We start from the raw sequence: 12,154 nt of genomic DNA on the forward strand, positions 1-12,154 counted from the left end.
CGCATCTTGTGAACAACGGGGTGTAAACCGGACCACAACTGCGTATAGATGGCAATTGCGTATGATTAGGGCGGTATCCTAGCTGATTCGGCTAGAATTTTCGATAGTTTTCGTCACTTTTTACACCTTTTTATCGGCTGAAGCCGAGTTGGTCCCCCTGCCATGTCACCCTCAGAAGCCCCGATTACCCCCGAAGTCGAAGCAGACCTGCGTATAGCGAAGCGCGGTTGCGATGAGTTGCTGGTCGAGTCCGAATTCGCCCGCAAGCTGGCCAGGAGCCGCGCCACGGGCGTGCCTCTGCGCATCAAATTGGGGTTGGATCCGACCGCGCCGGACATCCACCTGGGTCACACGGTGGTGCTGAACAAGATGCGCCAGCTGCAGGACATGGGCCACAACGTCATCTTCCTGATCGGCGATTTCACCTCCACCATCGGCGATCCCAGCGGCCGCAACAACACGCGCCCGCCGCTCACGCGTGAACAGATCGAGGCCAACGCCAAGACCTATTACGCCCAGGCCAGCCTGGTGCTGGATCCGGCGCGCACCGAGATCCGCTACAACTCCGAGTGGTGCGATCCGCTGGGCGCGCGCGGCATGATCCAGCTCGCGTCGCGCTACACGGTCGCGCGCATGATGGAGCGCGAGGACTTCACCAAGCGCTTCAAGGGCGGCATCCCGATCTCGGTCCATGAATTCCTGTATCCGCTGATGCAGGGCTATGACTCGGTGGCGCTGAAGTCCGATCTGGAGCTGGGGGGCACCGATCAGAAGTTCAACCTGCTGGTCGGGCGCGAGCTGCAAAAAGAGTATGGACAGGAGCCGCAGTGCATCTTGACGATGCCGCTGCTGGTCGGGACGGATGGCGTAGAGAAGATGTCCAAGTCCAAGGGCAACTACATCGGCATTTCGGAGTCGCCCGATTCGATGTTCGGCAAGCTCATGTCGATTTCCGACACGCTGATGTGGCGCTACTTCGAGCTGCTGTCGTTCCGCTCTCTGGAAGAGATCGCGGCGCTCAAGCAGGAGATCGATGGCGGCCGCAACCCGCGCGACGCCAAGGTCATGCTGGCCCAGGAAATCATTGCGCGCTTCCATTCCGCCAAGGCTGCCGATGAGGCGCTGGCCTCGTTCGAAGCCCGTTTCCGCGACGGCGCGATCCCCGACGACATCCCCGAAGTGAACATCGGCGGCGCGCCGGTGGGCATCCTCAAGCTGCTGCGCGAAGCCGGCCTGGTGGCCTCCGGTTCGGAAGCGCAGCGCAACGTGGAGCAAGGCGGCGTGCGCGTCAATGGCGACCGCGTGGAAGACAAATCGTTGCAATTGCCGGCGGGGACTTACGTCGTTCAGGTGGGCAAGCGCAAATTTGCGCGTGTTAACTTGAACCCATGATTGCGAAGTTTTGATACGCTGAGGGTACAGACAGGGGCAGTGGGGCCTTTGCGGCACATCAAGGAGCACGACATGAAACTTTCGAGTTTGTCCTTTTCCGATAACGAGTCGATTCCCGAACGCTACGCCTTCGGCAGGATCGATGCGCAATCGCACGTCGCGCTGGCAGACAACTTCAACCCGCAGTTCTCCTGGGACGAAGTTCCGGCGGGCACGCAGTCGTTTGCCTTGATCTGCCATGATCCCGATGTGCCCTCCGAACCCGACGACGTCAACCAGGAAGGCCGCGAGGTGCCGGCCAGCCTGCCCCGCGTGGACTTCTTCCACTGGGTGCTGGTCGATCTGCCGGCCGACCTGCGCGACATCGAGGAAGGCGCCTTCTCCAGCGGCATCACGCCGCGCGGCAAGGGCGGCCCGCTGGCGCCGATGGATGCGCGCCAGGGCATCAACTCGTACTCGTCATGGTTCGCCAACGATCACGACATGAGCGGCGACTACTTCGGCTATGACGGCCCGTGCCCGCCCTGGAACGACGCCATCCCGCACCGCTACGTCTTCACCCTGTATGCGCTGGACGTGCCCACGCTGAACCTGCAGGGTTCGTTCACCGGCGAAGACGCGCTGCGCGCGATCCAGAAGCACGTGTTGGCGCAGGCGTCGTTGACCGGCACCTATACGCTCAATCCAAAACTGGCTCCCAAGCAGATCGGCGCCACCTCGGCCTGATTCGCCGCGCCACAGAAAGGCCGCAGTCTTGCGACTGCGGCCTTTTTTCATCGCCGAAAAGATTCAGCCCGTGGCGCGCTTGAGCCGCAGCAGCGCCAATCCAAAAGTGATGAAGATGGCGCCGACCAGGCGGTTGATCCAGGTCACGATGCGGGGTTGGCGCAGCAGGCGCCGGGCGCGGTGGGCCAAGGCGCCATAGGCCAGCAGCGACACCAGCGACATGCCCGTGAAGATGCCCGTCAGGATGAAGAACTGCGGCAGCAAGGGCTCGGCCGCGTTCAGGAACTGAGGAAACAGCGCCGTGAAGAACAGGATGGGCTTGGGGTTCAGCGTTGCAACCAGCGCGGCTTCCGAATAGAGCCGCCCGGCGCTGCGCGGCGCCAGCGCGGCGGCGTCTGCGGGCGGCGCAATGTTCGAGCGGCCCAGCAGGTGCCGCAGGCCGATGTAGAGCAGGTACGCCGCGCCGGCCAGCTTGAGCAGCATGAACAGCATGGCGGACGATTGCAGCACCACGCCCAGTCCCAGCATGGCGGCGGCCGACAGCAGGAACAGCCCGGTGACATTACCCAGGGTGGAGGGCAGCACGGCCCGCCATCCACCCGCCGCGCCGTTACGGATGGCCAGCATGGTGGCCGGGCCGGGGCTGACGACGCTGACCGCAGCTACTAACGAGTAGGTTATGAGCGTGGCGCTTTGCATGAAAGTTTCTCAAGTCGGATTGAGACGGCTTTTCCGGCCGCGGAGGATGGCGTGGTTTTCGCGCCCATGCCGGGAATTTTGCCCGGGTTCCCTGCATTTTGGGAGCATTTGATCCTGTCCGACGGGGTAAACTATCCGTCATTCTCCGGGTTTACCCACCCGGGCGCAGTTTTCTCCTCTCTTACCGCCTCAGGAACCCCCCGTCATGTTTGACCGCAACCTCACCTTGTCCAAGGCTGACCCGGACGTTTGGGCCGCCATCCAGAAGGAAGACGTCCGCCAGGAACAGCACATCGAGCTGATCGCCTCGGAGAACTACGCCAGCCCGGCCGTCATGGAAGCCCAGGGCACGCAGCTCACCAACAAGTACGCCGAAGGCTATCCGGGCAAGCGCTACTACGGCGGTTGCGAATACGTGGACGTGGTCGAGCAGCTGGCCATCGACCGCCTGAAGCAGATCTTCGGCGCCGAAGCCGCCAACGTGCAGCCCAACTCGGGTTCGCAGGCCAACCAGGGCGTGTACATGGCCGTCCTGAAGCCGGGCGACACCGTGCTGGGCATGAGCCTGGCCGAAGGCGGCCACCTGACGCACGGCGCGTCGGTCAACGCCTCGGGCAAGCTGTACAACTTCATCTCCTACGGCCTGGACGAAAACGAAGTCCTGAACTATGACCAGGTCGAGCAACTGGCCAAGGAGCACAAGCCCAAGCTGATCGTGGCTGGCGCCTCCGCCTACGCCCTGCACATCGACTTCGAACGCATGGCCCGCATCGCCCGTGAAAACGGCGCGCTGTTCATGGTCGACATCGCCCACTACGCCGGCCTGGTCGCTGGCGGCGCCTACCCCAACCCGGTGCCGCACGCCGACTTCGTCACCTCGACCACGCACAAGTCGCTGCGCGGCCCGCGCGGCGGCGTCATCATGATGAAGGCCGAGCACGAGAAGATCATCAACTCGGCGATCTTCCCCGGCATCCAGGGCGGTCCGCTGATGCACGTCATCGCCGGCAAGGCGGTGGCCTTCAAGGAAGCGCTGGAACCTGCCTTCAAGGACTACGCGCAGCAAGTGGTCAAGAACGCCAAGGTGCTGGCCGACACGCTGGTCAAGCGCGGCCTGCGCATTGTCTCCGGCCGCACCGAAAGCCACGTCATGCTGGTGGACCTGCGTTCCAAGGGCATCACGGGCAAGGAAGCGGAAGCCGTGCTGGGCCAGGCCCACATCACGGTCAACAAGAACGCCATCCCGAACGACCCGGAAAAGCCCTTCGTGACCAGCGGCATCCGCCTGGGCACGCCGGCCATGACCACGCGCGGCTTCACCGAAGCCGAAGCCGAGCTGACCGCCAACCTGATCGCCGACGTGCTGGACAATCCGCGCGACGAAGCCAACATCGCCGCTGTGCGTGCAAAGGTCAACGAACTGACCTCGCGCCTGCCGGTCTACGGCAAGAAGTAAGCGAGCAATCCCTGCGGCGGGCTGTGGCCCGGCCGCGGCGGTCTACCAGGGACGGCCCCGCAAGGCGCCGTCCCTTTGTTTTCGGGCGGCTGGCGCCGCCTGGTAAAAAATACGGGGGCGGATTAGCCCGTATTGGCGCTGGCGGCCGGACGCCTCGTTACAATATGCTCAACTATTGCCCCCTCAGTGCCTTTAGGGATCACACATGCGGTGTCCATTTTGCGGCAATGCCGAAACGCAGGTCGTAGACAGCCGGGTCTCCGAAGAAGGCGACGCCATACGCCGTCGCCGTCGCTGCCTGTCCTGTGACAAACGTTTCACCACCTATGAACGGGTGGAGCTGGCCATGCCCTCCATCGTCAAGCGCAATGGCAGCCGCAGCGACTACGACCCCGGCAAGCTGCGCGCCAGCCTGAGCCTGGCGCTGCGCAAGCGTCCCGTCAGCACGGAAGACGTGGACGCCGCGGTCGCGCGCATCGAAGAGCAGCTGCTGGCCAGCGGGCTGCGTGAAGTGCCCAGCGAACACATAGGCGAGCTCGTGATGAACGAACTGCGCAAGCTCGACAAGGTGGCATACGTGCGCTTCGCTTCGGTCTACAAGAGCTTCGAGGACATCGGCGAATTCGTCGAAGCCATCCGCGAGATGCAAGGGCCGCTGTTGCCGGGCAAGCTGCGCAAGGACTAGCAGGGCTCAGGTTCAACCGATCCGCGGCCGGCTGGCCGCATGGAAGCTGGAAAATGACGGCGCTGCGGCGCCGTCATTGCATGGTGGGAGCCGTACGCGCCAGGCTGGGCGTCAGCGGCTGGAACTTGCGCCAGACGCGGCGCATGTGCTGCGCCGAGCCGAATCCCGACTTTTCGGCCACGCGCTCCAGGTCCAGCCGGGTATCGCGCAGCAGGTCGCGCGCCAGCGCCACGCGTATCTGATACAGGTAGTCCATTGGCGTGCAGCCCGCGTGTTCGCGGAACAGCCGCGTCAGATGGCGCGCGCTGGTGTGCGCCTGGTCCGCCAGCGATTGCGCCGACCAGGGCGCCGCCGGATCACGGATGACCGCGTCCTGCACCCGGTGCACGCCTGGATGCAGGTGGCTGCGATGGTCCAGCCAGGGCGACAGCGTGGAATCCGTGCCGGCGCGCCGTTGGTAGACCACCATGTCGCGCGCCGTTTCGCTGGCCACGCGCGGGCCGCAATGGCGCGACACCATGTGCAGAGCCAAATCGATGCCGGCCGTGATGCCGGCGCTGCTGACCAGTTTGCCGTCTTCGACGAAGATGCGGTTGTCATGCAGCCGCGCGCTCGGGTCAATGCTGGCCAGCTGTTCCAGGCAAGTGTGGTGTGTGGTGCAGTCGCGCTGCCGCGTCAGGCCGGCGGCGGCGGCGAACAGGGCGCCTGCACACACCGTCATCAGCGTGAAGCCGTCCACCGGATGGCGGGCCGCCAGCCAGTCGATGATGGCGCGCGAGTCGGGGTCGTCCAGGCGCGTGGGCTTGCCCACCACGCCGGAAATGATGACCAGGGCTTCGGGCGGCAGGCTGGCCGGCAAGGCTTGGATATGAGCCAGGTGCAGGCCCGGCAGGCCGCTTTCGACTTCCCGGGACGGGCCGCAGAAATGCTGTTCGAAGGCCCCGGGAACCAGCTTGTTGGCGACGCGGAAGGCCTCCGCGGGGCCTGCCACGTCCAGCAGCACGACGCCCCGCGTCAGCACGAAATACACTGGAACCATGCGGCCCTCCGCCAGTGTCAGGCCGCCAGCGCGTCGGCCGCGCGTGCGATGCGGGCAAAACGCCCTTGCAGCACCAGCTCGGTCCGGTCGCGGATCTCGGCCGGCGTGTAATGCTGGCCGGACGGGCTCTGCATGGCAAAGGTCAGGGTGGCGTCCGTGGGGAACACCACCTTGTAGCCGGCGTCGCTGGCGTGGCGCGAGGTGGTTTCGCAGCACTGTTCGGTGCGGATGCCGCTGACGATGATGCCTTCGATGCCGTGCTTCACCAGCCAGTCCTGCAGGCTGGCGCCGTCCGCGTCTTTGGCGTAGAGCGAGGAATGCACGGTCTTGTGGAACACGGCGGTGGGCTCGATGCGCAGTTCCTTGAGCGCCTTGACGTGGCCGGAGGCCATCGAGAAGGGGTTGGCGGGGTCGTTCGACACGCTGGTGTGGAACACCTGCAGCACCGGAATGTCGCGGGCCTGGGCGGCGTCGATCAGGGATTGGATCTGTTCCACGAACGCAGGGTACTCGGCTTCATCCCAAAACGGACGTTGCCGGAAAGAGTCTTGTACGTCGATGACGATCAGTGCTTGTTTCATGGATCGCGCTCCTGGAGGGCGAATTTTAGGGGTGTGCAGCTATTTTTACTGCAATCCGGGGTGGCGGCGAGTGCGGCGAAAGACGGCCATCGGCCTAAAACGGACATTGGCCGCCGCTGCCCCGGTGGACCCGCTGCCGGACCGCCTGCCCGCCCTGCGGCGGACATACAATCCTGGACATGATGATTCCCAGCGACAACGACGACATTTTCTGGATGCGCCGCGCCCTGGCGTTGGCGCAGACCGTCATGTACACCACCGCGCCCAACCCCCGGGTCGGCTGCGTGATCGTGCGCGACGGCCGGGTGCTGGGCGAAGGCGCCACGCAGCCGCCGGGCGGCCCGCACGCGGAAGTCTGCGCCTTGCGCGACGTCCAGGCGCGCGGCGAATCCGTGGAAGGCGCCACGCTTTACGTCACCCTGGAACCCTGCAGCCATTTCGGCCGCACGCCGCCCTGCGTGGACGCTGTGCTTGCGGCCCGGCCGGCGCGGGTCGTGGTGGCCATCGGCGACCCCAATCCGCTGGTCAATGGGCAAGGACTGGCGCGTCTGCGCGATGCCGGGATCGCGGTGACCACGGGCGTTTGCCGCGCGGAGGCGCTGGCCATCAACGCGGGTTTCATCTCGCGCATGAGCCGCGGCCTGCCGTGGGTGTGGATGAAGATGGCGGCCTCGCTGGACGGGCGCAGCGCGCTGCATAACGGCGTCTCGCAATGGATCACCGGACCCGAGGCTCGCGCCGACGGACACCGCTGGCGCGCCCGCGCCTGCGTGGTGCTGACCGGCATGGGCACCGTGCTGAAAGACGATCCGCAGCTCAATGTCAGAGGCGTGGACACGCCCCGCCAGCCGCGCAAGGCGGTAGTGGACGGCCGTTTTGAAATCCCCGAGGACGCGCGGTTGTTCGATGGCGCCGAGGTCATCATCTTCACGGCTCGCGAAGATGCCGCCAAGGCCGCGCGCCTGCAGGCCAGGAACGCCCGCGTGGTGCTGCTGCCGGGCGAGGCGCCGGGCCGGGTCGATCTGCCGGCGATGATGCGCTGGCTGGCGCAGGAACAGTTCAACGAGGTCCACGTCGAAGCCGGCGCGGGCCTGAGCGGCGCGCTGGTCGCCGCGGGCTGCGTGGATGAACTGCTGCTGTACCTGGCGCCGGTGCTGCTGGGCGACGCCGCCGGCATGGTCCGCCTGCCCATGCTGGAGCACCTGGACGGCGCCCGCCGCTATGAATTCATCGAGACCGCGCCGGTGGGCGCAGATCTGCGCGTGCGCGCCCGGGTGGCCGACACCTGGAATCAGCTGACGCGGCGGGTGGAGCTGCCTGAGCTGTCTTAGGCGCGGCGCCGGCCCGTGCGCGCCGCGGTGTAGCGCCAGGCCAGGATCGTGGCAGCGCCGCCGGCCAGGGCCAACAACGCGGCCGCCAGCAGCAGGCCGGGATGGTCGCGGCGCAGACGTTCCCACGATTTTCCGGCCTGCGTGTAATGGAACCAGGCAGCCGCCTGGAAATCGGGCGCGGCGCATTCGCGGCCGAAAGAGCCGCTGAACGGCACCTGCGCGCCGTGTTCTATATAGCGGCGGTAGATCGTGGCGGCCAGTTCCGGGGAGTCGTCGATGATGTAGCGGGCGCCCTGGCACAGCACGGCGGCGTAGGCTTGCGAGCGGCGTGGCAGCTCGTCGGACGCGCGCAGCGCATGATTGGCCGCGATCTCGCGGTAGTGGAAGCGAGTGTAGGGCTGCGCTTCGCTGGCGGCATAGCGACGGCGTTCCTCTTCGGTGACAAACGGGCCCGGCAGCGCGGCGGCGGCACGCAAGGCCGGCGTGTCGGGCGTTCCTGCATCGTCATCCTCTGCCTTCCAGCCTGGGACCGCGCTGCGTCCCGCGCCATAACTGGTGTTGCCGCCATAGACCGCAAAATCCGGCTCCTGTTCGTAGCCCATGATCTCCATCCCGTCGCGCCGCGCCAGCCGCGAAGCTTCGTACCAGGCTTGCGCCCGTGATGTGCGGCCCCAGGCGCTCCCGGCACGGCGCAAGGCCGCGCCATACTCCGCGGCGAGCCGGCGGGTTTCCTGCAGACGCACTTCCCACTTGCCGTCGACGCTTTCCAGCGTGGCGTAGCGGGCGTCCGAATCGGCGGGGAAATAGGGCAGCGCCAGCTCGATCGAACCTTCGCGCACCATCCGGCGCGCCAGCAGCAGGCGCAGGCGATCGGATGCGGTGATGGGATGCTGTCTTACCCAGTCGTAGAAATTCTGCGGATCGCGCGGCACGGACCTTGCCGGCGCCGGAGTGGCGGGCGCATGCCGGTCCACATAGGACTTGAGTTCGGCGGTGGTCAGCACGCGCTCAGCGACGTAGGCAGCGTCATTCCAGTACGGGGTGGATAACCAGAAGCCTCCGGCCGGATTGGCCGGATCGTCCTTCACGGTGGCGTGCAGTAGTTGATCCAGCGCCTCGACATACTGGCCGCGCGACAGCGTCAACACGCCTTGTTCGCCCAGCAGGCGCGCCGCGCCGACAGCCTCCAGGCTGCCGTCGGCGCGCGGAAACGCGCGTGCAGCCTGGGCATAGGCCTGGGCCGCCGCCTGCGTATCGCCTTGCCGCAGCGCCAGCTTGGCGCGGACCCACCAGGCCAAGGCCGTGTCCAGCCGCGCGGCCAACGTCTGCGCCAGCTCGTAGCGGCCGATGCGGTAGGCCAGCGCGGCTACGCGGTCGGCGTTCGGCACCTGCTTCAGGTCCTGGGTTTCCAATGCCGCAACCAGCGATTGCAGCGCCGGATTGGGTGTGACGTCATGCCCTTGCGCCGCATCGGCCAACCCCACCTGGCCAGTCGTATCGTAGGCGGCGTACGGATCGCTGGCGCTGTCCGGCCTGCCGTCCACGATGTCGCCGACCCTGGCCAGCGCGTAGGCCACCAGCAGGCGTTGCGCGACCGGATCGTCGATCAGGCGGCGCGTGCGCGCCGGATCTTCCAAGGCCCATTCGGCCAGCATGCGCAGCGATGCATTGCCGCTCACGGAGTCGCGCGCGGCCTGTTCGGCATAGAGGCGCAGCGCATGCTTTAGCGAGGCCGCGGGAATGGCGTCCATGCAGGGCTCGGCATTGACCAGCTCCATATAGCTGCATTGCCCCTGCGGCCCGGCGAGGAACAGGCGCGCCTCCTGGCCGTAGCTGGCAACGGCCAGGCCCAGCGGGTCCGGCGCACCGTCGCGCGCCAGTTGCCGCACGCGGCCATAGGCTTGTGCTGCGGCCTGCCGCTGCGCCTCGGCGTCGTCAGTGGCTAACTCTGTCTCGTCCCCGATTTCTGCCAGCATATAGGCGGCCCAGACGCTGCGTGGCGCGGCCTGCTGCGCCGGCAACTGGAGAATGGCGCGGTAGCGGGCGCGCGCCTGCTCCAGCAGGCGGTCGGTGTCCGGCGCTTCGCGGGCGGCATGGGTGTCGACCGCGGCCGCGGCGTAAAGACGCACCGCTTCCGGCAAATCGGCGCCCAGCGCATAGGCCCGGTCGCCATCGGCCTGCGCGCGCATGGCGCGAGCCGTGGTCCGCTGCGCCGGCGTGAGCGCGGGATCGCGGTCTTCCGGCAGGGCGTTTTGCAGGTAGCTGCCGTCCGGCAATTCATAGGCTTCGCGGGCTCGCAGCGCATCGCTGGCGTCCACGAGGCGCGCGGTTTCATAGCTGAAAGCGTTGGCCGGCGTCGCACGCAGCGTAGCCGCGCGGTCGTCGAGCAGCTGGGCGGGGAACTCCGGCCCGCAGGCGATGACGATACCGGCTCCCGTCAGGAGCAGCAGCGCCGCAAGCGATTTACGGTTGTACATGGAAGCTCGTGGGCCCGTTTTCACAGCGTATCCAGCCTATGTTGCGTTGGCCGCCGGCATGCAGCAGGCCATTCTGGGAGCGGCGCAGGAAGGCGCCGCTGGAATCATGTTCGAGGGTATAGCCATTGATGCCGTCGGCCGCGCGGCAAGCGCCTTGCCAGCGGATCGCGAAGGGCAGGGCTGCGTCGGCATTGCCGCCGTTGGCCAGAATCAGGTCTTGCGCGCCGCTGTTGCCAGCTGCGCGCGCCGTGACGGACAGCGCCGGCGACAGGGGCTGGCGCGTCAGTACGGCGCGCCAGGTGGCCAGGCTCCAGGCGCGTTCGTCGCGCGCGGTGGGCAGGCGGAACCAGACGATGCCCGCCAGTCCGCGCGGACGGGCGCGGTGGATCTCATCGATGAAAGCCGCCATGGCTGCCGGGGTGGCCACCAGTTCGCTGGCGCGGCCGCCCGGCAGCAAGGCGGGGCGCTCGCTTTCGACCGCGGCGATGCTGCCGTCGTCGTTCCAGCTTACGCGGCTGCCATAGGTGGCCAACGCCACGCGCCATGGCCGCTGGGTGCGGTCCGCGAACGCCGCCAGCCAGGCGCTTGCGCGCCTGGCATTGAACAGCCCCTGTTCGGGACTCAGCACGGCGTGGACCTGCAACACGGCTTCATCGGGAATCCGCAACAGCGCGTCGAGCCCGGCGCCGCCCAGCCATGTCGGCAGCGCGGTTATCGACAAAGGCAGATCCGGTCCCAGGCCCTGCTTCAAGGTCTCCAGGAACGTCGCATAGGCGGGCAACTTGGAGGTTGGGCAGTCGTAGTCGATTTCGATGCCGGCCAAGCCGATACCCGCGCTTTCCCATGCGCCGCGCGCGGCGTTGATCCGCGCAAGCACTTCCGCGGCGGGCAGCGCATCGGCGCGACCGTCCAGGCGGAAAACCATGATGACGGGACGTTTGGCCGCGGCCAGTGCGGCCAGATCGGGCGCAGCAGTGAACCACCTGCCATCCGGGTTCATTTCCGCTATCAGCACGCGCCATGCCCGCACCACGTCGGCACTGTCGGCCAGCGCCTGGCTGACCGGCGGCGTCCAGACGCGTTGCCAGACATAGGCGTCGGCCGGCAGATCCGCCTGCTTGCCGCAAGCGGCCAGAAGCAGCAGCAAGACGCTGCAAAGCACTGCGCGACAGCGTTTGACGAGGACCTTCATGCGGCGGGTCAAAAATCGGAAAATTATGATGTGGCGATGGCGATGGGCGGACGACAGGAAGCGAACCAAATGCGCGGCGCGTTTCGAATGCGTGATTCTATCGCCGCCGCAAGGGGTATTAGCACTCTGCGTTCGCGGCTGCCAATCGCGCAGACCTCCGTAATCCGTGGCTTGCAGGCGATTCGCGATGCGCCAGCGCTATCGATATGCCATCAAGTTTGCGCAGGTTTGCGTGGTTGCAGCGCGTGTCTATTGCATGAATTTGAAAGCGCGCGACACGACTATTTTTGGCCTTGCGTTAAATGAATTGCCACAAAAACGTCAATTGGCTTTAGCATAGGCACATGACTTGGCGCCACGCACTGATGGACTACACCGTGCAATGCCACGCGCCCTCGTCACCACGGATCCTCGTGCAGCGTCATCGGTGCTTTTCACAGCCGAACCTGCACGCTGCTGAACGAAGACGCTACGCGCCGTTCAGACCGTCCGCTGCCATCGCACAGCGGGCGCATCGGGTTTACGCCCGCATCATAAAAAGTCCCTGGGACATCGCTCTTCCCTTCAAATCATTGC

The 12,154-nt window shown here is 66.2% G+C and carries 11 protein-coding genes; 6 read left to right on the plus strand and 5 right to left on the minus strand.

Features of this window, described 5'->3' with window-relative positions:
* The first annotated feature begins 162 nt into the window (after positions 1 to 162).
* Both tyrS and AC1RHV_RS26865 read left to right on the plus strand, forming a co-directional pair.
* Complete coding sequence (tyrS, locus tag AC1RHV_RS26860; RefSeq protein WP_192330138.1) at positions 163 to 1,392, plus strand: tyrosine--tRNA ligase; 1,230 nt, start codon at positions 163 to 165, stop codon at positions 1,390 to 1,392.
* A gap of 72 nt (positions 1,393 to 1,464) precedes the next feature.
* A complete protein-coding gene (locus AC1RHV_RS26865; protein WP_054458397.1) occupies positions 1,465 to 2,118 on the plus strand; it encodes a YbhB/YbcL family Raf kinase inhibitor-like protein in 654 nt (217 codons plus the stop codon).
* Between the two features lie 63 nt (positions 2,119 to 2,181).
* Here the strand turns inward: AC1RHV_RS26865 and AC1RHV_RS26870 are convergent, their stop codons facing one another.
* Positions 2,182 to 2,817: a LysE family translocator gene (locus AC1RHV_RS26870; protein ID WP_054458399.1), complete on the minus strand. Its 636-nt coding sequence runs from the start codon at positions 2,815 to 2,817 to the stop codon at positions 2,182 to 2,184.
* 205 nt (positions 2,818 to 3,022) lie between these two features.
* Here AC1RHV_RS26870 and glyA point away from each other — a divergent pair, with 205 nt between their 5' ends.
* Together glyA and nrdR are read left to right on the plus strand one after the other, a co-directional pair.
* The gene (gene glyA / locus AC1RHV_RS26875) at positions 3,023 to 4,273 is read left to right on the plus strand and encodes a serine hydroxymethyltransferase (RefSeq protein WP_054458401.1); all 1,251 of its coding nucleotides are present in this window, start codon (positions 3,023 to 3,025) and stop codon (positions 4,271 to 4,273) included.
* A gap of 205 nt (positions 4,274 to 4,478) precedes the next feature.
* The gene (nrdR, locus tag AC1RHV_RS26880) at positions 4,479 to 4,958 is read left to right on the plus strand and encodes a transcriptional regulator NrdR (protein ID WP_013391422.1); all 480 of its coding nucleotides are present in this window, start codon (positions 4,479 to 4,481) and stop codon (positions 4,956 to 4,958) included.
* A 73-nt stretch (positions 4,959 to 5,031) separates the two neighbouring features.
* Here the strand turns inward: nrdR and AC1RHV_RS26885 are convergent, their stop codons facing one another.
* A complete protein-coding gene (locus tag AC1RHV_RS26885; protein WP_119450702.1) occupies positions 5,032 to 5,997 on the minus strand; it encodes a GlxA family transcriptional regulator in 966 nt (321 codons plus the stop codon).
* A gap of 17 nt (positions 5,998 to 6,014) precedes the next feature.
* A complete protein-coding gene (locus AC1RHV_RS26890) occupies positions 6,015 to 6,578 on the minus strand; it encodes a cysteine hydrolase family protein (RefSeq protein WP_492302276.1) in 564 nt (187 codons plus the stop codon).
* A gap of 179 nt (positions 6,579 to 6,757) precedes the next feature.
* On the opposite strand from AC1RHV_RS26890, the gene ribD reads away from it, so the two are divergent.
* On the plus strand, positions 6,758 to 7,909 hold the full coding sequence (gene ribD / locus AC1RHV_RS26895; protein ID WP_370540136.1) for a bifunctional diaminohydroxyphosphoribosylaminopyrimidine deaminase/5-amino-6-(5-phosphoribosylamino)uracil reductase RibD: 1,152 nt from the start codon (positions 6,758 to 6,760) through the stop codon (positions 7,907 to 7,909).
* Here the strand turns inward: ribD and AC1RHV_RS26900 are convergent.
* Both AC1RHV_RS26900 and AC1RHV_RS26905 read right to left on the minus strand, forming a co-directional pair.
* The gene (locus AC1RHV_RS26900) at positions 7,906 to 10,386 is read right to left on the minus strand and encodes a hypothetical protein (RefSeq protein ID WP_492302277.1); all 2,481 of its coding nucleotides are present in this window, start codon (positions 10,384 to 10,386) and stop codon (positions 7,906 to 7,908) included. The genes ribD and AC1RHV_RS26900 overlap by 4 nt on opposite strands.
* Positions 10,373 to 11,533 carry a DUF3142 domain-containing protein gene (locus tag AC1RHV_RS26905; RefSeq protein ID WP_492302278.1) on the minus strand — a complete coding sequence of 387 codons (1,161 nt, stop codon included), beginning with the start codon at positions 11,531 to 11,533 and terminating at the stop codon, positions 10,373 to 10,375. Before AC1RHV_RS26905 ends, AC1RHV_RS26900 begins: the two co-directional genes overlap by 14 nt.
* 232 nt (positions 11,534 to 11,765) lie before the next feature.
* Between AC1RHV_RS26905 and AC1RHV_RS26910 the strand changes: the two genes are divergently transcribed.
* Positions 11,766 to 11,918: a hypothetical protein gene (locus tag AC1RHV_RS26910; protein ID WP_156337471.1), complete on the plus strand. Its 153-nt coding sequence runs from the start codon at positions 11,766 to 11,768 to the stop codon at positions 11,916 to 11,918.
* The last annotated feature ends 236 nt before the right edge of the window (positions 11,919 to 12,154 follow it).

The sequence above is a fragment of the Achromobacter sp. GW823-FHT04E03 genome, assembly GCF_058796095.1.